Genomic DNA, 16,652 nt, shown 5'->3' with positions numbered 1-16,652 from the left:
GCCACCAGATTATTTTAAACGTTAGTAAAAAATAGGAGAACCCATGCTTCCACGCACTATCGAAGAACTGAACGCACTGCGAGATGAGTGCAAGTCAATGGTCACAACACGCGCCAGTCTCTCTGCGGGAGCCGCTGTAGTACCAATTCCAGGTGCAGATATTGGGGCTGATGTTACTTTGCTCCTCGAAATGATTCCCACCATAAATCGAAAATTCGGCCTTACTCCCGAACAAATTGAAGATCTGGACCCCCAGATCAAAAAAATCATTCTGGTCGCTGTCACCAGTGTTGGTAGTGAGATGATTGGCAAATTGGTGACAAAGCAACTAATCATGCAAGTACTGAAGCGTGTTGGAGTTCGCGTGGCCACAAAATCAGTAGCTAAGTTCATCCCCATCCTCGGCCAAGCACTAGCTGCATCAATCAGCTTTGGTGCAATGAAAATGGTTGGCAACTCACACGTTGATGATTGCTACGAAGTTGCAAAAAAAGCACTTCAGGTTAGCAGTGAGGCCACTGCCTAACAAATCATTCCAGCGGACCGTCAAAAAGCTACGCTTTTTGCCGTCCGCTGAATTCAATCGTTGAATGTCAGATCATTGGCTGTCTGCGACATTAAGCGCAAACCTTTGACTGTCAACTAGGGGGCGATTTTGACCAGCCGAGGGCCGTGGGCTGGTTTGAACAACGTGAAACCCAGCGATCATTCCCAATTTTGTTCTATTAAGTCCGGCAGAGCAGCCCAATTTTCGTTGTAAACCCCTAATTTAATCCAGCGGGGGATGGAAGAATAACGCCAATCCACTGCTTTATCGACATAACCATGTTTTACCGGATTGTAATAGATATAATCCAAATGTCGCTGATAATCCGTTTCGTCCCGGATTTGGTGCTCCCAATATCGCCGTTGCCATACCCCACGTTCGTTTTTCCGTAATCGACTGTCGGAAACGAATTCTTTCTTTTGAATATGTCTGGAAAAATGTGATTTAAGCAAGCGCCAACGCATCGGATAGTCGTCGTCACCTTCGGGTAAGCGCCAAATGCAATGTAAATGTTCCGGCAGCACAACCATAGCTTCAATAATCATGGGATGACGCTGCTTAGTATAGCGACACGCATTGCGTAATTCGTCGATATACCTAATCAGTAAATCATTTTGGTGTCTTTGCGCAAGATTGACGGTAAAGAAATATGCGCCGCCTTTTAAATGACTTCGAATGTATCTACGCATCAGCGTATCCGTTATAAGCTGGGTTTCATTATCATTCAACCCAGCCTACGTCCACAAACTCAGATTCAGCTTATGATCCATTAGCGGTCATTGGAAATCTCAACCAACTGTCGCTTATGGGTCGATTTTGACCTGCCGAGTAAAAAGAATATGAATCTGCAGTCGGTGTTTTCTAATCACGAAGTACACTAAGCCACAAAGGCATTTAAGCTCGATTTCAACCCTGTTTTGCACTGCTCCGAGAAACGTTCGGATTTTGGTTCTGGTTGGAGTAAAGGCCAGAAATTGACCGATTATGTTGTATCCATCCGTTCGTCGCCAAGCTTGTCTGCTTCCACCTCCAACAACACCATCGCCACGTGGGCCAGTCCGCTGTCATCCAGCGGGATGCGTAGTAAATAGGCTTCGACCACATTTTGGATAAACGCCTCGCGCCGGGATTCGGGCAAGCGTTGGCTGTAGGGTAGCCAGGTGGTTCTGATCCAGGCGGCCAAACCGGCGGGGCCGTCGTGGGTTGCGTCTTTGGACAGCAACTCTGCGCGGCGCACGCTAAAGCCGGCGGCCTTTAGCCAGCGGCGGTAGTCGGCCGGCGACGGAAAGGTGTAGGGAAATTCGAAGTCGTGAAAATACTCGGACCATTCCGCCGCGGCGATGACCCTCTCCAGCGTCGCCCGCATCTCGGCGACGTCGCCCTGGCCGCCCATGCCCAGCAACAGCTTGCCGCCGGGTCTCAGGCTGCGGTGTAAACCTGCCAGTACCGCCGGATGATCTTTGAGCCAATGCAGCACGGCGTTGGAGAAAACCCGGTCGAAACGCGCATCGAACCGGAGCGCTTGCGCATCCATGATTTGGAAGCTCAGGTTGGGGTGGCGCTCCGGTGGATAGCGGCGCCGCGCCAAGGCGATCATCGCCGCCGAATTGTCCACGCCGACCACCGAACCGCAAGGCAGCGCCGCCGCTAACTGCGCCGCGATTAGACCGTCGCCGCAACCCAAGTCCAATACGCTTTCGTCGCCGCGTAAGGCCAAACGTTCGATTAATTCGCCGGCCCAGATTTTTTGCATCGCCGAATGACAGGCGTAATCCTCGGCCTCCCAAGCGTAGGTGCTCATGATCGGCCGGCCGCGATTTCGGCGGCGATCAACACGGTATCGCCGGTAAAGCTGCCGTCGGCTTCCAACGCAAAATAGTCGGCCACTTCTTGCGGCGCGATGTGCTGCAAGCTGCGGATGGCCGCGACCTGAGCCGGTGGGGTTTGCATGCGCGCTATCCAGGGCCCGAACGCCAGCCGGCGGCGAAATTTTTGCAGGCTGACGGTGCGAAAACCGGCCGCCGCCAACAAGGAATGCCATTCGGCCAACGAGCGGTCGCGGACGTGGGACGGGTCGCGCAATACTTCCAGACTTTGCAACCAGGTGTCCAACAACGGCAGGCCGGGGCCGACCACGTCCATCAACAACAGTGTGCCGTTTGGCCGCAACACCCGGCGCATTTCGGTCAGGGCGGGGACAATGTGGCGCCAGTGGTGGGCGCTATGGCGGGTCACGACCCAGTCGAACATCGCGTCGGCAAACGGCAGATTATCTACCGTGCCGACTTGGCTGGCGATGTTTGGCAAGCCGCGCCGTTGCGCTTCCGCCTCGACCACGGCCAGCATTTCCGATGACAGATCGTAAGCGACCACTTGTTGCGCCAACGGCGACAGGCGAAACGCCACGTGGCCGGCACCGCAGCCTAAGTCCAGCGCCACGCCGGGCGGCCGGGCAGCAACCAGGTCGGCCATGCGTTGCAAATCTTCGCCGTCGGCATGGGTTGAACTGGCAAGATAGGCGAGGGCATGTTCGCTGAATTGCTGGTTGACCAGGGTTTGATGATCGTTGTTGCGCATGCTAAATCCTCGAATAATGAGTGGAGGCTCATTGTTGGACGATCGATAAACCGGTACAAGATGACGATTTATCCTGGTATAAAAGCCACTATGTGCGAGTCCGATCCCAAACGTCTGCTGGGTGCGTTTATCCGCGTCCATCGCGAACGGCTGCCGCCGAAAAGCGGCGGACGGCGGCGCACGCCCGGCTGGCGGCGCGAGGAATTGGCCGAAGCAGCGTTGGTCAGCGTTACCTGGATTACTTGGTTGGAACAGGGCCGCGACGTGGCGGCGTCGCCGGCAGCCTTGGCGCGCCTGGCCGACGCCTTGCGCCTGACCCCGGCCGAACGCGCCTCGCTGTTCGATCTGGCCGGCAAACGCGACCCGCAAGCCGCGCTCGAAACCCAAGCCGAAATGCCGCCGGAATTGCTGGCCTTACCGACGCAGTTCCACGGCCCAGCCTATTTGCTGGATGCAAGCTGGACCGCCAGGGCCTGGAACGCGGCGGCGGCCGAGTTGTTCGTCGGCTGGCTGGATGCGGATAGCGCCGAACGCAATTTGCTGCGTTTCGTGTTCTTGCAACCCGCCGCGAAAACGCTATTGGCCGACTGGCCGGAACGCGCCCGGCGGCTGGCGGCGGAGTTTCGTGCCGATTTCAGCCGCCGGCCCAAGGATGCGGCATTACAGGCTTTGATTGACCCGTTGCTGGCGCAGAGCGCCGAATTTACAGACTATTGGCAGGAACAAGCGGTGTTGCACCGTGAGGGCGGCGAGCGTTGCTTCCATCATCCGCAACGCGGCACGCTGCGTTTCGTGCAAACCACGCTGTTGGTCGCCGCCCAGCCCGATTGCAAGTTGGTGTGTTTGCAGCCGGTGGCGGTGGCGCCAATCGGCAAAACCGGTTAAGGCACGACAAGCAAAGCCGTCGTTTACGATATGGAGGCGCCAAGGCCGCAAGCGGAGCGATTGGCCCGCTGCCTTTTGGCTTTGCGGAGCGATGCCAATACTTAATCCCGTTGTAATTATTTGATCCTAATTCAGCAGACAAGCATGTTCGAAATCGCATCGCTAACAGCGCCTGACCGCGCCGAATGGAACCATCTGGTTCGCCAATACATGGCGTTCTACCAAACCGTCCGAACTGACGCGGAATACGACGCGCTTTGGCGACGGCTGATAGAAAATCGCGAGATCCATGCGGCCGGTGCGCGGATCGATGGTGCGCTCGTGGGGTTTGCGCATTACCTGTATCACGCCAGTGGCTGGAGTGCCGATGTTTGCTATCTGCAAGATTTGTTTGTCGATCCGCAGCACCGCGGCCGCGGTATCGGTCGGGCGTTGATCGAATTTGTCGCCCGGCAAGCGCAATTAAAACAAGCGCCCAGGCTTTATTGGTTGACCCAAAGTTCCAACGAATCGGCTAGGGCGCTGTACGATAAAGTGGCGGCGCATACCGGGTTTATTCGTTACGAAAAGCCGCTGATATAAGCGAATGTCAATCGGCTAAACGAGATTGGTTTGCTTGATCGGCTAGCGCTTTCCGTTCGGCCGAAATGTCAGGTTTAACCGCTTGTTTTGGCGCTCGCAACTCCGACAAAGAAAGAATAGCGAATCCCTCGCAGCATCGAGAGATTCGCCGGGTTAATTAGCCAAGGGCTCGGGGCCGCGGCGGCGACTGTCCTGCCAAATCGGTTAGAATAGGCCGCTAATCACGCCGTCGTCGCTGATATCGATACGTTCGGCGGCCGGGACTTTCGGCAGGCCGGGCATGGTCATCATGTCGCCGGCGATAGCGACGATAAAGCCGGCGCCGTTGGCGAGACGCACTTCGCTGATTTCCACGTTATGGCCGCTGGGCGCGCCCTTGGCGTTGGGATTGGTCGAGAACGACATTTGGGTCTTGGCCATGCAGATCGGGAAGTGGCCGTAGTTAGCTTGCAAGGCCTTGATGTCGGCCATGACTTTCGGGCTGGCGCTGACGCTGCCGGCGCCGTAAAGCTTGGTGGCGATGGCTTCGATCTTGTTCCACAACGGCAGCTCGTCGTCGTAAACGTAATTGAAGGCCGGCTCGCGGTTATCGACAATGTTCAACACCTCGCGCGCCAGCTCTTCCGCCCCGGCGCCGCCGTGCGCCCAATGCTTGGCGATCACGCATTTGGCGCCCAAGCTTTCGCATTGGTTTTTCAGCCATTGGATTTCGGCGTCGGTGTCGAAGGTGAAATGGTTGATGCTGACCACGCACGGCAGGCCGTAGTGGTTTTTGATGTTGCTCAGGTGGCGTTCCAGGTTGGCGAAGCCTTTTTCCAACGCGGCCAGATTTTCCTGGTTCAATTCGTCCTTAGCCACGCCGCCGTGGAATTTCAGCGCCCGTACTGTCGCCACCAACACCACCGCCGACGGCTTCAGACCGGACATGCGGCATTTGATGTCCAGAAACTTCTCCGCGCCCAAATCGGCGCCGAAGCCGGCCTCGGTGACTGCGTAATCGGCCAGTTTCAGCGCGGTTTTGGTGGCAGTGACGGTGTTGCAGCCGTGGGCGATGTTGGCGAACGGGCCGCCGTGGATGATCGCCAGATTGTTTTCCAGGGTTTGCACCAGATTGGGTTTGATCGCGTCTTTCAACACCGCCGCCATCGCGCCGTGGGCGTTCAGGTCGCGGGCGTAAACCGGGGTGACTTTGTCCGATTTGTAGCCGATGACGATGCGGCCCAGGCGCTCTTTCAAATCGGCGCGGCTGGTGGCGAGGCACAGAATCGCCATCACTTCCGAGGCAACGACGATGTCGAAGCCATCTTCGCGCAGATAGCCGTTGGCTGCGCCGCCCATGCCGACCACGATCTTGCGCAAGGCGCGGTCGTTCATGTCCATCACCCGCTTCCATTGGATGCGGCGCGGGTCGATGTCCAGCTTGTTGCCGTGGTTGATGTGGTTGTCGATCAGCGCCGACAGTAGGTTGTGGGCGATGCCGATGGCGTGGAAGTCGCCGGTAAAATGCAGGTTGATGTCTTCCATCGGCACCACCTGGGCGTAGCCGCCGCCGGCTGCGCCGCCCTTGACGCCGAAGCAGGGGCCCAGCGACGGCTCGCGCAAACAGATGATGGTTTTCTTGCCGATGCGATTCAGTGCATCGCCCAAACCGACCGTGGTGGTGGTTTTGCCTTCGCCGGCCGGGGTCGGCGAAATGGCGGTGACCAGTATCAATTTACCGTCGGCTTTATCGGTCAGACTGTTGACGTATTCCAGGGAAATTTTGGCTTTGTAATGGCCGTATGGGTCGAGATGTTCGGCTGGGATGGCGAATTTTTCTCCGGCCAAATCGATAATAGGGCGCATTTTTGCTTGTTGGGCAATTTCGATGTCTGACATGTTGAATATCCTGGAAACTAAATTAAAGCTCGAAGCGGCGAGGAGACCGGCTGACGGCGGAAATGGCGGCTATTTTAGAGGGCAACGGCCGCAGCAGCCAGAAAAAATCGGCGGAGCGGCGTCTTTTATGACCTGCCGAGGGCAGGGCGGAACAACTAACGCTTGCCGCCCGGTGGCGGCAAGCTTGCTTAGACAGGCGGCAATCAGTAACTGATGACTTCGCTACCTTTACCGACCAACACTACGTCCGCGTCGCGCATCGCGAACAGGCCGTTGGTGATGACGCCGGGGATGTTGTTGATCGCTTGTTCGGTGCCGACCGGGTCGACGATGCTCATATTGTGCACGTCCAGAATCTCGCAGCCGTTGTCGGTGATGTAGGGTTGGCCGGTTTCCTTGTTCATCCGCAGAATCGGTTGGCCGCCCAGTTTCACCAATTGGCGGGCGACGAAGCTGCGTGACAGCGGCAGCACTTCCACCGGCAGCGGGAACTTGCCCATCACGTCGACGCACTTGGTCTCGTCGACGATGCAGACGAATTTCTTGCTGGCGCCGGCGATGATTTTCTCGCGGGTCAGCGCGCCGCCGCCGCCTTTCAACATTTTGCGGTGCGGAGTGACTTCGTCGGCGCCGTCGACATAAATGTCCAGGTCGCCGCTGTCGTTCAATTCAATGACTTTAATTCCGATCGATCTGAGGTGCTCGGTGGTTTTGATCGAGCTGGACACGGCGGCTTCGATATCGTTTTTGAAGTTGCAGTCGGCCAGTTGGTTGATCAAATGCGTCACCGTCGAGCCGGTGCCCATGCCGATGATCGGTACGTTTTTCAGGTATTGCAATGCGGCGGCGGCGACTTGTTTTTTTAATTCGTCTTGAGTCATGTGTGATGGTCCTGATGGTTATGCTCTTATGAGTCCTGACACGGCTTTCAACCCGTCATTGTGTGGGATAATACCCGATTAACGCTGATCGCTCAGCAGTTTTTAAGGCCAGGAATGCGCGGCGCGACAGGATGCTGGCGCCGAGGATAGCGATGCTGAATTACATAGAAAAAATATTGCGGGCCCGGGTTTACGACGTGGCCGAGGAAACCCCGCTGGACTATGCGCCGACCTTGTCCGAGCGGGTCAACAACCGGGTCTATTTGAAGCGCGAGGACCTGCAGCCGGTGTTTTCCTTCAAGCTGCGCGGCGCGTATAACAAAATTGCGTCGTTGACGCCGGAGCAGACCGCCAACGGCGTGATCGCCGCCTCGGCCGGCAACCATGCCCAGGGCGTCGCGTTGGCGGCGAAACGGCTCGGCATCAAAGCCTTGATCGTGATGCCGAAAACCACGCCGGAAATCAAAGTCAAATCGGTCAAGGCGCGCGGCGCCAAAGCCGTGTTGCACGGCGACTCCTACGACGACGCCTACGCTCACGCCATGGAATTGGCCGCCGAGAAAGGCATGACCTTTATCCACCCTTACGACGACCCGGACGTAATCGCCGGCCAGGGCACGGTGGCGATGGAAATTTTGCGCCAGCGCAACGGCGAGATTCACGCCATCTTCGTGCCGGTCGGCGGCGGCGGCTTGATTGCCGGCATCGCCGCCTACGTCAAATTCGTACGGCCGGAGATCAAAGTCATCGCGGTCGAGCCTGACGATGCCGATTGCCTGAATCAGGCCTTACGCGCCGGTGAGCGGGTGGTGTTGGAGCAGGTCGGCCTATTCGCCGACGGCGTCGCGGTCAAGCAAATCGGCGCGGAACCGTTTCGGATTGCGCGCCAGTTCGTCGACGAGGTGGTTACGGTCGGCACCGACGAAATCTGCGCGGCGATCAAGGACATTTTCGACGATACCCGCTCGGTGGCCGAGCCGGCCGGCGCCTTGGCCGTGGCCGGCCTGAAAAAATACGCCGAACTGAACGGTTTGCAGCAACAAACCCTGATCGCGATCGACAGCGGCGCCAACATCAATTTCGACCGGCTGCGCTATGTTGCCGAGCGGACCCAGGTCGGCGAGCATCGCGAGATTTTGCTGGCGGTGGCCATTCCCGAGTCGCCCGGCAGTTTCCTGAAATTCTGTAAAGCGCTGGGTAAACGCAACATCACCGAGTTCAATTACCGCTATTTCGACCCGGCCATGGCCCAGGTCTTCGTCGGCATCAGCAGTAGCGGCGCCGAGACCGACAGGCAGCAATTGCTGGAGCATTTGGCCGCAGAAGGCTTTGCCGTGACCGATATGACCGGTAACGAGTTGGCCAAGGACCACATCCGGTACATGGTCGGCGGCCATGCACCCTACGATGTCAAAGAACGGGTTTACAGCCTGCAATTTCCGGAGCGGCCCGGCGCCTTGTTGAAGTTCCTGATGGCATTGGGCAGCCAATGGAATATCAGCCTGTTTCATTATCGCAACCACGGCGCCGCGTTCGGCAAGGTGTTGATCGGTTTGCAGCTCGGCGACGCGGAAGCGGTGCATTTCGAACAATGCCTGAACGCGTTGCAACTGCTTTACCGGCAGGAGACCGGGAACCCGGCCTACCGCTTGTTTGCCGGCGGTGCTTCGACTTAGCCCGGTTTCGGCAAAAACTCCGGGAGCGTGCTATTTTCCAGTAAACCCTTCAACCCGGAACAGGCGGCGGACATGAGCAAAAAACACCAAAAACAGGCCGAGGCACCCGATTACAAGGACGTGCTACACGAATTGCAGGTGGAACTGGTCAAGCTGCAAAATCATATTATCAAGCACGGCGACAAGATTTTGATTTTGTTCGAAGGCCGCGACGCCGGCGGCAAGGACGGCGCCATCAAGCGCATCATCCAGCATCTCAGTCCGCGCGAAATCCGGGTGGTCGCGTTGGGTAAACCGTCAGACCGCGACAACAGTACCTGGTATTTTCAACGCTATACCGCACATCTGCCGGCGGCGCAGGAGTTGGTGCTGTTCAACCGCAGCTGGTACAACCGGGCCGGGGTGGAGCGGGTCATGGGTTTTTGCAGCGACGACGAATACCACGAGTTCATCGAAACGGTTTCGCATTACGAGCAACTGCTGGTGCGCTCCGGCATCAAGTTGCTGAAGTATTACCTGGACATCAGCAAAGGCGAACAAAAAAAACGGCTGGGTCTACGCCAAAAAGACCCGTTAAAGCAATGGAAAATCAGCCCGATCGACAAAGAAGCGCAAAAGCACTGGCAAGCCTATAGCGAGGCGCGCAACATCATGTTCGCCAGAACCCACCACTTATCGGCGCCGTGGACCATCGTCAAAGCCGACGACAAAAAACTGGCCAGAATCAATTTGATCAAGGATTTGCTGTTCCGGCTGGACTACAAAGGCAAGAACGAAGCACTGGTGTTGCCGGACGCCGATATCGTGTTCAGTTACGAAGAAAGCTATCTGCACAACGGCATGATTGCGCCGTGACCGGTGCGGTTTCGGCCGGAGTACACCGTCGCCGTTGAGGCGGCATCGGCTTGGTCCGGGAAGGCTGGCAATGCCAGCCTTCCCGCGGCCCGATCGTAAATCACACCCGACGGCCAGGATTTTTCAGCATCCCACTGGTCCAACCGACCGCTACCGACATCCGTTGCGCCGGAATCCGACCGTCGTCTCCGGTCCAGCTCCGGCCGCGCCGGAAGATTGCTCGCCTCAACTCGCCTTGATCGAAACCGCCCAATTTGGCGCAAGGCTATTGAGCTGCGTCGAGCCGGCCTTGACTTTTGTCTCCCCAAACGACCGCCTGCACGCGTTGCCTTGTAACGGGCTTCAGGAATTTCGCCGGTTTCACAGGCTTAATTCGCCCGATGCAACTTGTTTTACCGGAATGCAGGCGGGGCAGGATACCTGCAGCAACTCGCCGCTATGGCGGTGGCGGATCGGCCGGGCCCGGCCGTCGGTTTGGTTCATGGCCTGAAATAGCCGGTTTTCCTCGGCGATCACTTCATGTTCGTGTTCGAAAGGATACAGCCCCGGCGCCAAGCCGCCGCCGGCGATGAAGTGTTCGCTATCCAACAGCATCAATTTGGCGTGCAGCAATTCGTGCAATAAAGCGTCGGCCGGAGCGATGCTGCACGCCGGGGTAGCGTCGCAGCCGGGGTCGCCGAGCAATTGCGCGCCGAGGCGGGTATCGAAACGGATCGTCACGCTGCTGATGCCGAATTGGTTGCCGAATGCCACGGTTTGCCAAGCGCCGGCCTGGTAATCCAACCCGATTTTTTGGCCGCGTAATTCGCCGATCAGCGCTACTGCCTGCGGATATCGCGAAAAATAGTCGGCGATGGTTTGCAGATCGGCGTTGACCGTGGGTGGGTCGCCTGATTTTTTTTGGTAGAGCGATTGCAGGAACTCGGCGATGTCGGCTGCCGCGGCGGAATTAACCTGAACGTTCGTCTGTTTTTGGCTGTAGGCGGCGAGAACTTGCGCCGCTGACGGCGGATGCCGGTGGCGCAAACGAATCACGCCATCGCCGCTGTTGGCGCTAGCGCCGAGCGGACTTGGCAAATGCTGGCCGGCCACCACGTTGACCGGCAACAGTTCATCGGCGCCGACGCTACGCGAGACCGCGCTGAGGCCGATACAAAAACTCAATACCAGACCGATGCCGCGGCGGCGGTTGGCGTCGGCCCAGGTTTGCTCGTGGCGGCGGGCATCTTCCTTCAGGTACAGCGCATAGCGTTCGGCGATGGCTTGCAATTCGGCGAAGGCCGCCGGCTCGCTCCGGCTCAGGTCGGCTTGACAGACCAGGGCCGGGCGGCCGCCGATTTGGCAGGGATGCAGAAAATTGCAATCCGGATGGTGCAGATACCAACGGTTCAATGCCGAGGCCAGACCGGCTAAATCGCCGATCGGCGGCTGCGCGCCGGCAAAGGCTTGGTGCAAAAGGTCGATTTCTGTCATGCGGGAAGGTTCTGGTTTGAGTCTGCCGGCGCGGGGCCAAGTGGTTCAGCCACTGTAGCAGCGGTGTAACCAGACCGGCAAGCCTTGCTTGTCTTGTTGCGCTCGCTACGCCGAGTCTGAGCGATAAGGAAGATTTAGCAACCAATACAACAGCATAGACACGGCCTGAATCCCGGATTCGCGCGGCCGTGTAATACAAATGTATTACGTTTCATCAAACTGTAACCGACGCGTAACGAAAAACCTCGATTTCAACTGAAATAATTTGCCGCAACTGGAACTGCGCCGGAATGCGCGATGGTTCGCACAGTTACGGATCGGACAGGGAGCAGGGACGGCACGCAGACGGAGCGGCGAGGGAAGAGGTTAGGGAGTAGGCGGTGGATACAAAAATGGTAGCGGGGAGAGCGGCGCCATCTCGGTGCATTGGTAAGACTAAGGAAGTGTGTAAAAGCCAAACCCGTCGCGAGGCGGGGACGGAAAGCTACGGATGTTGCCGCCAGGCAAGATGGCCGGGTTGTCACCTTGTGTATTTATGGTTTTTTAAAACATGAGGCTAAAAATGAACAAATTCTCTAAAACTTTGGTTGCGGCGGCTCTGTTGGCCGGTGCTGGTGCGGCTAACGCGAGTATCTCAGTATTGGGTTCTACCGATGCGACCCGCGAACTATATTTCCAAGCATACGACAGCGTTTCCAAGCTGACTTACAGCCTGGACTTGGGTATCACTTTGTTGGATCTGGTCAACAACTATTCCAGCGAGACTTACACTATCAGCCGCGATCTGAGCAGCGATGCCAACTGGACTGCGATGACTTCGGTCGCAACTTACAACCCAGCTAACGTTCAGTACGTATTGGCGGTAGGCCGTTCTTCGAAATTGTTCATTACCCAAAAAGAAGGCAATCCATTGCCGGCTTACGATGCTCCGCTAACAACTAGCGGCGTGGCGACTGTGATTACCAACCACGCTCAGGAAATCAACGTAGGCTTGGAAAACAATCCTGCGTTGAACGTCAGCAAATTGGTATCGGACACTGAGCCGGCGAAAACCGGTCAATGGGCTTCCGGCGGAAACTTGCCGGACAATATCTGGGGTACCACCGGCGGTTCGGCTGCGGCTGTTGCATACGGTCAAAAAGCTGACTTTTGGTATGCGAATCGTACCGATGTAACCAAAGCTGCCGGCCAATGGCTGTTGTCCGGCAACACTCTGGAATACAAAGTATTCCCAGTTAGCAATGTACCGCTGCCGGGCGCAGTCTGGATGTTCGGCGCCGGCTTGATGGGCTTGTTGCGTGCAACCCGCCGTAAATGGGCAGTTGCCGAGTAAACCGCTTTACGGGCGGCGGTGAAGCCGCCGCCTGCTTTTCAGCTTTAACCCACACGAGACACGACCATGAAAAAATTAGTATTAGGCGCGGCTATCTCCGCAGCAATGTTCGGCGCTGCGGCGCAAGCGGCGATCCCGACCATCGACCCGGCCAACACGCGCGTGCTGTACATTTCCGGCGCTACCGCTGCCGCCACCTTTATCGATCGTCTGGTGACTTCCACCAACGTTGATCCGACCGACCGTATTTGCGACCCAAGCAGCCAAGTTTATCGCTTCAGAGATACCGGCAACACCGAGCAATTTGCGATTTACTGCAAAGCCAACAACACCGGCGCCGTCGGCGCGAGAAATCCCAGTCTGCCGACCGGCACAGCGAATGCCAATCTGTTGGTTTATAAAATCAACACCGGCGGTTCCGGTACCGGTGTGACCCCGGTGGCGCAAGCGACCCCGTTGGCCTTCCTGAACATCGCCAGCGGTTGCACCGAAATCAGCGCCGGCAATTTGAGCACACCCGCCGATATTCAGTGCACCAACATCAACAACAACCAAATCCCGGACATGGGCTTGTCGGATGTCGACCCGATCCAGTTCAGAGGCAACAACGCGATTAACGGTGTCGATATCAGCGCCACCGACGTCGCCAAATTGACCGTCAAAGCCGCTGCGGCCTTGAATTTCGGCGCGCCGGTAACCTGGGACTTGTACAGAACCTTGCAGGCCGCGCAAAAATCCACCAACGACCTGCCGGCATCCTGCTTGATCGGCGATCGGAACGAAGTGTGTATGCCTAGCCTGACTTCTGCGCAAATCGCTTCGATCCATGCCGGTAAATGGGCGGACTGGAATGCGTTGAAAGTCGGTAACAGCGCCACTGCGCCAGGTTTGCGCGACTGGGCCCTGGATCAAACGACCCCGGTTTCTGCATTCGGTGGCGGCACCGTCACGATTGCCGACTTGGCGCCACCTGATGAGAGTGGTTCTGCTGGTATTGATGGAGCGACATTGCACCTTTGCCGCCGCGACGTCGGTTCAGGTACCCAAGCCCAATCCAACATCATTTTCCTGGGTGACGGTTGTTCTGATGCAGCAACCGCTTTACCGCCAGCGAATGCTACCGATCAGGATTTTGCGGAAGGCGACGGCGTTGCGCTGATTCACTCCAACACCAGTGCCGGTCGTGTGGATTCCTGCTTGCGCGACTTGCAAAACGGTAACGATGCCGGTTCCGGTTTTACCAACACTTGGGGCAAACGTTGGGCGATCGGTATTTTGTCTCTGGAAAGAGCCAACGCGGCTTACGAGTTCGTCAAGATCGACGGCGTAGCGCCAACCTTGGCTAATACCGTGGAAGGCAAATACAAGGATTGGGCGGAAAACACCTTCCAGTACCGTAACACCACTTCGTCTCTGCCGTTGTCCGGCGACAAGAAAACTCTGGCCGATGCCATCATCAAATCTGCCGGCTCGCCTTCGGTTATGGCTGATTTGAATGCCGGTTTCCTCCACACCTTCGGTAACGGCGCTTACTTGGCCGTGCCTTCCAACTTCACTTCAGATAACGGCCGCTTCGATCCAGCCAGACCGGTGGTTCCTTACAGCCACGCTGTCAGAACCGGCGCGACCACCTTGGCTCCGGCCAACGCTTGCCGCGTACCGACCATCTGGGGCGGCCGCGCAGGCCAACTGTAAGCGGATACTCAGTTAGCCGGGGCAATCCCGGCCGGAGCCAGGGACGGCTCCAAACCTGCAAAACCAGCCGTTTTCGGACGTCTGGTTTTGCTGTTTCAGGGCCTGTTACGGCGGTAAGCAACGGTAACAGCACTGTCATAAAGTTTTAACGTGGCAGAAATAGAATTTAGGGCTACCGGCTTTCAACGGGAAAACCGGGCTTTAGGAAACAACATCATTTTTATGCAGGACACCGGAACGATAGTGCGCAAGCCATGGCTCAGGCTGGTTTGCGCCGCAGCAACCCTGATGACGGTTGCACAGGCGAATGGGGCGACGGCACAGGCAGCGCCGGAGCAAGCCGCAGCGGCGCAGGGGGCGGCCGAGCCGCAAGCGCCGGCAACATTCGATTTGCTGGAATTGCGGGTCAAGGGCAACACCTTGCTCGATAAAAAACAACTGGAACGCACGGTCTACCATTTTCTCGGCCCCAACAAGAGCATCGACAATGTCGAAGCCGCCCGCGGTGCCTTGGAAGACCTTTACCGTACCAATGGCTACCAGACCGTCGCGGTCGATATTCCGGAACAGGATGTCAAGAACGGCGTGGTCTATCTGCAAGTAGTGGAAGGCAAGGTATCCCGCTTGCGGGTCAAAGACAGCCGCTACTTCGCGCTGGGCAAGATCAAGGCCGGCGTACCGGAATTGGCGGAAGGCAACGTGCCCAACTTCAAGAGCATGCAACAGCAATTGACGCAACTGGCCGGACAAAGTCCGGACCGGCAGATCGTGCCGGTCCTCCGCGCCGGCGAGACCCCGGGCACGCTGGAAGTGGATTTGAACGTCAAGGACGAACTGCCGGTTCACGGCAAGGTGGAATTGAACGGCCGCAATACCTCCAGCACCTCGCGCTTGCGACTGGTGTCTTCGCTGCGTTACGACAATCTGTGGCAGGAGATGCATAGTGCGTCGCTGATGTACCAAGTCTCGCCGGAAAACAATCAGGAAGTCGACGTTTGGGCCGGTACTTATGCCATGCCGTTGTTCGATAGCGACAGCCGGTTAGCACTGTATGCGGTCAGTTCGTCTTCCAACGCGCAAATCGCCAACGCCGGCGCCTTGTCGGTGATCGGTATCGGTAACATCTACGGTGCCCGCCTGGTCAAGCCCTTGAAACCGTTGGGGGATTACTTTCATACCGCGACCTTGGGCATGGATTACAAGGACTTTCAGGAAGACGTGAATCTGCTCAGCGCCGATTCGATCAAGACGCCGATCAGCTACGCACCGTTTCTAGCGCAATACAGCGGTAGCCTGCGCGGCGCCGAATCGTTTACCAGTTTTGATATAGGTGCACATTTCTCCTTCCGCGGTTTGGGCAATAACCAGAAAGAATTCGAGAACAAACGCTATCTGGCCAAAGCCAATTACCTGTTTTTGACCGGCGATTTGAAATTCCAGCACGACCTGCCGCTGGGCATGGAAGTTTACAGCCACGTCGCGGCGCAAGTGGCCGATACGCCGCTGATCAGTAACGAGCAATTCTCGTTGGGCGGCGACGAAAGCGTGCGCGGTTATTTCGAGACCCAGGCGCTGGCCGACGATGCCGTGTTCGGTTCGGTGGAACTGCGCTCGCCGCATCTGGGGGCGAGCGACTGGGAGTTTCTGAACAAATTCAAGCTGCTGGGTTTCCTGGATGTCGGCCGCGGCTGGATCAAGAACGCCTTGCCGGGCAACGTCCGCAGCAATTTCCTCAGCGGCGGCGGCGTCGGTGTGCGGTTTCAAATGTGGCGCAAACTCAGCGGCGCGCTGGATATCGGCATTCCGTTCACGACCCTGGCGCCGGTGCAAAGCGGCGATCCGCGCGTGCATTTTAATATCGCGACCGAGTTTTAAAATAATACGAAGCAGTATTTTTTAATGTATTTGTAATATTTATTTAATTGGGTTTTGGTTTTCAAATTCGTTGTTGTCATAATATTGACATAATTTTATTTAATACCTTGGTACAATTATTAATTCAGGTTTAAATATTAAACTGAGGTTTGTTGGTTTTTAATAAATTTTGTCGAATATGCGCAATTAGGGGTCGTTTGATAATTGGGTCTATCTGGTAATTAAATTGCGCGGTGCCGAATAACTTTTTGATCGACTTACCCATAACGACGCGAATTTATTGAAAATAAATTGAAGTAGTTAAATTTCATTCTAAAGCCAAACCCGTTGCGAAGCGGGGACGGAAAGCTACGGGTCTTTATGCTAAGACAGCCGGGTTGCCGCCAGAGCGCTGG

The 16,652-nt window shown here is 56.7% G+C and carries 15 protein-coding genes and 2 riboswitches; of the genes, 9 read left to right on the top strand and 6 right to left on the bottom strand.

Going from position 1 to position 16,652, the window contains the following annotated elements; translation table 11 throughout:
* Nucleotides 1–43: 43 nt before the first annotated feature.
* Nucleotides 44–526, top strand: a complete 483-nt coding sequence (locus ACH518_RS15695; RefSeq protein ID WP_445370776.1) for a hypothetical protein — start codon at nt 44–46, stop codon at nt 524–526.
* A gap of 179 nt (nt 527–705) precedes the next feature.
* Here the strand turns inward: ACH518_RS15695 and ACH518_RS15690 are convergent, their stop codons facing one another.
* The 3 genes from ACH518_RS15690 to ACH518_RS15680 form a co-directional block, all read right to left on the bottom strand.
* A complete protein-coding gene (locus ACH518_RS15690; protein WP_445370775.1) occupies nt 706–1,236 on the bottom strand; it encodes an REP-associated tyrosine transposase in 531 nt (176 codons plus the stop codon).
* A gap of 293 nt (nt 1,237–1,529) precedes the next feature.
* The gene (locus tag ACH518_RS15685; RefSeq protein WP_445370774.1) at nt 1,530–2,348 is read right to left on the bottom strand and encodes a class I SAM-dependent methyltransferase; all 819 of its coding nucleotides are present in this window, start codon (nt 2,346–2,348) and stop codon (nt 1,530–1,532) included.
* Nucleotides 2,345–3,124, bottom strand: coding sequence for a class I SAM-dependent methyltransferase (locus tag ACH518_RS15680; RefSeq protein ID WP_445370773.1), 780 nt, complete (start codon nt 3,122–3,124; stop codon nt 2,345–2,347). The genes ACH518_RS15685 and ACH518_RS15680 overlap by 4 nt, the downstream gene beginning before the upstream one ends.
* A gap of 60 nt (nt 3,125–3,184) precedes the next feature.
* Here ACH518_RS15680 and ACH518_RS15675 point away from each other — a divergent pair, with 60 nt between their 5' ends.
* Complete coding sequence (locus ACH518_RS15675; protein WP_445370772.1) at nt 3,185–4,009, top strand: helix-turn-helix transcriptional regulator; 825 nt, start codon at nt 3,185–3,187, stop codon at nt 4,007–4,009.
* Nucleotides 4,010–4,153: 144 nt separating this feature from the next.
* The gene (locus tag ACH518_RS15670; RefSeq protein ID WP_445370771.1) at nt 4,154–4,591 is read left to right on the top strand and encodes a GNAT family N-acetyltransferase; all 438 of its coding nucleotides are present in this window, start codon (nt 4,154–4,156) and stop codon (nt 4,589–4,591) included.
* Nucleotides 4,592–4,795: 204 nt separating this feature from the next.
* Here ACH518_RS15670 and ACH518_RS15665 read toward each other — a convergent pair whose 3' ends face one another.
* Complete coding sequence (locus tag ACH518_RS15665) at nt 4,796–6,469, bottom strand: formate--tetrahydrofolate ligase (protein ID WP_278211697.1); 1,674 nt, start codon at nt 6,467–6,469, stop codon at nt 4,796–4,798.
* Here ACH518_RS15665 and ACH518_RS15660 point away from each other — a divergent pair.
* The gene (locus ACH518_RS15660) at nt 6,468–6,683 is read left to right on the top strand and encodes a hypothetical protein (RefSeq protein WP_445370770.1); all 216 of its coding nucleotides are present in this window, start codon (nt 6,468–6,470) and stop codon (nt 6,681–6,683) included. The two genes, ACH518_RS15665 and ACH518_RS15660, sit on opposite strands and share 2 nt — an antisense overlap.
* On the opposite strand, the gene rpiA is transcribed toward ACH518_RS15660, so the two are convergent.
* Nucleotides 6,673–7,350 (bottom strand): ribose-5-phosphate isomerase RpiA, encoded by a 678-nt coding sequence (rpiA, locus tag ACH518_RS15655; protein WP_140912831.1) that lies wholly within the window; start codon nt 7,348–7,350, stop codon nt 6,673–6,675. The genes ACH518_RS15660 and rpiA overlap by 11 nt on opposite strands.
* 152 nt (nt 7,351–7,502) lie before the next feature.
* On the opposite strand from rpiA, the gene ilvA reads away from it, so the two are divergent.
* Together ilvA and ppk2 are read left to right on the top strand one after the other, a co-directional pair.
* The gene (gene ilvA / locus ACH518_RS15650) at nt 7,503–9,026 is read left to right on the top strand and encodes a threonine ammonia-lyase, biosynthetic (protein WP_445370769.1); all 1,524 of its coding nucleotides are present in this window, start codon (nt 7,503–7,505) and stop codon (nt 9,024–9,026) included.
* A 72-nt stretch (nt 9,027–9,098) separates the two neighbouring features.
* Nucleotides 9,099–9,881, top strand: a complete 783-nt coding sequence (ppk2, locus tag ACH518_RS15645) for a polyphosphate kinase 2 (protein WP_445370768.1) — start codon at nt 9,099–9,101, stop codon at nt 9,879–9,881.
* Nucleotides 9,882–10,241: 360 nt separating this feature from the next.
* Here the strand turns inward: ppk2 and ACH518_RS15640 are convergent, their stop codons facing one another.
* The gene (locus ACH518_RS15640; protein ID WP_445370767.1) at nt 10,242–11,354 is read right to left on the bottom strand and encodes a hypothetical protein; all 1,113 of its coding nucleotides are present in this window, start codon (nt 11,352–11,354) and stop codon (nt 10,242–10,244) included.
* Nucleotides 11,355–11,797: 443 nt separating this feature from the next.
* Nucleotides 11,798–11,879: riboswitch (cyclic di-GMP riboswitch) on the top strand.
* A 37-nt stretch (nt 11,880–11,916) separates the two neighbouring features.
* On the opposite strand from ACH518_RS15640, the gene ACH518_RS15635 reads away from it, so the two are divergent.
* The 3 genes from ACH518_RS15635 to ACH518_RS15625 all read left to right on the top strand — a co-directional run bounded on the left by ACH518_RS15635 (nt 11,917) and on the right by ACH518_RS15625 (nt 16,257).
* On the top strand, nt 11,917–12,687 hold the full coding sequence (locus tag ACH518_RS15635) for a hypothetical protein (protein WP_445370766.1): 771 nt from the start codon (nt 11,917–11,919) through the stop codon (nt 12,685–12,687).
* Nucleotides 12,688–12,753: 66 nt separating this feature from the next.
* Entirely contained in the window at nt 12,754–14,382 is a 1,629-nt protein-coding gene (locus ACH518_RS15630) for a hypothetical protein (RefSeq protein ID WP_445370765.1), read from the top strand.
* Between the two features lie 150 nt (nt 14,383–14,532).
* Nucleotides 14,533–16,257 (top strand): ShlB/FhaC/HecB family hemolysin secretion/activation protein, encoded by a 1,725-nt coding sequence (locus tag ACH518_RS15625; RefSeq protein ID WP_445370764.1) that lies wholly within the window; start codon nt 14,533–14,535, stop codon nt 16,255–16,257.
* Between the two features lie 307 nt (nt 16,258–16,564).
* Nucleotides 16,565–16,642, top strand: a riboswitch (cyclic di-GMP riboswitch).
* Nucleotides 16,643–16,652 lie beyond the last annotated feature (10 nt).

This window comes from Methylomonas sp. HW2-6 (genome assembly GCF_052474525.1).
This window is presented reverse-complemented; position numbering and strand designations above follow the sequence as displayed.

Coding starts and splice junctions, on each gene's coding strand:
- ACH518_RS15695 (WP_445370776.1), top strand. CDS start 44: ATGCTTCCACGCACTATCGAAGAACTGAACGCACTGCGAGATGAGTGC.
- ACH518_RS15690 (WP_445370775.1), bottom strand. CDS start 1,236: ATGCGTAGATACATTCGAAGTCATTTAAAAGGCGGCGCATATTTCTTT.
- ACH518_RS15685 (WP_445370774.1), bottom strand. CDS start 2,348: ATGAGCACCTACGCTTGGGAGGCCGAGGATTACGCCTGTCATTCGGCG.
- ACH518_RS15680 (WP_445370773.1), bottom strand. CDS start 3,124: ATGCGCAACAACGATCATCAAACCCTGGTCAACCAGCAATTCAGCGAA.
- ACH518_RS15675 (WP_445370772.1), top strand. CDS start 3,185: ATGACGATTTATCCTGGTATAAAAGCCACTATGTGCGAGTCCGATCCC.
- ACH518_RS15670 (WP_445370771.1), top strand. CDS start 4,154: ATGTTCGAAATCGCATCGCTAACAGCGCCTGACCGCGCCGAATGGAAC.
- ACH518_RS15660 (WP_445370770.1), top strand. CDS start 6,468: ATGTTGAATATCCTGGAAACTAAATTAAAGCTCGAAGCGGCGAGGAGA.
- ACH518_RS15665 (WP_278211697.1), bottom strand. CDS start 6,469: ATGTCAGACATCGAAATTGCCCAACAAGCAAAAATGCGCCCTATTATC.
- rpiA (WP_140912831.1), bottom strand. CDS start 7,350: ATGACTCAAGACGAATTAAAAAAACAAGTCGCCGCCGCCGCATTGCAA.
- ilvA (WP_445370769.1), top strand. CDS start 7,503: ATGCTGAATTACATAGAAAAAATATTGCGGGCCCGGGTTTACGACGTG.
- ppk2 (WP_445370768.1), top strand. CDS start 9,099: ATGAGCAAAAAACACCAAAAACAGGCCGAGGCACCCGATTACAAGGAC.
- ACH518_RS15640 (WP_445370767.1), bottom strand. CDS start 11,354: ATGACAGAAATCGACCTTTTGCACCAAGCCTTTGCCGGCGCGCAGCCG.
- ACH518_RS15635 (WP_445370766.1), top strand. CDS start 11,917: ATGAACAAATTCTCTAAAACTTTGGTTGCGGCGGCTCTGTTGGCCGGT.
- ACH518_RS15630 (WP_445370765.1), top strand. CDS start 12,754: ATGAAAAAATTAGTATTAGGCGCGGCTATCTCCGCAGCAATGTTCGGC.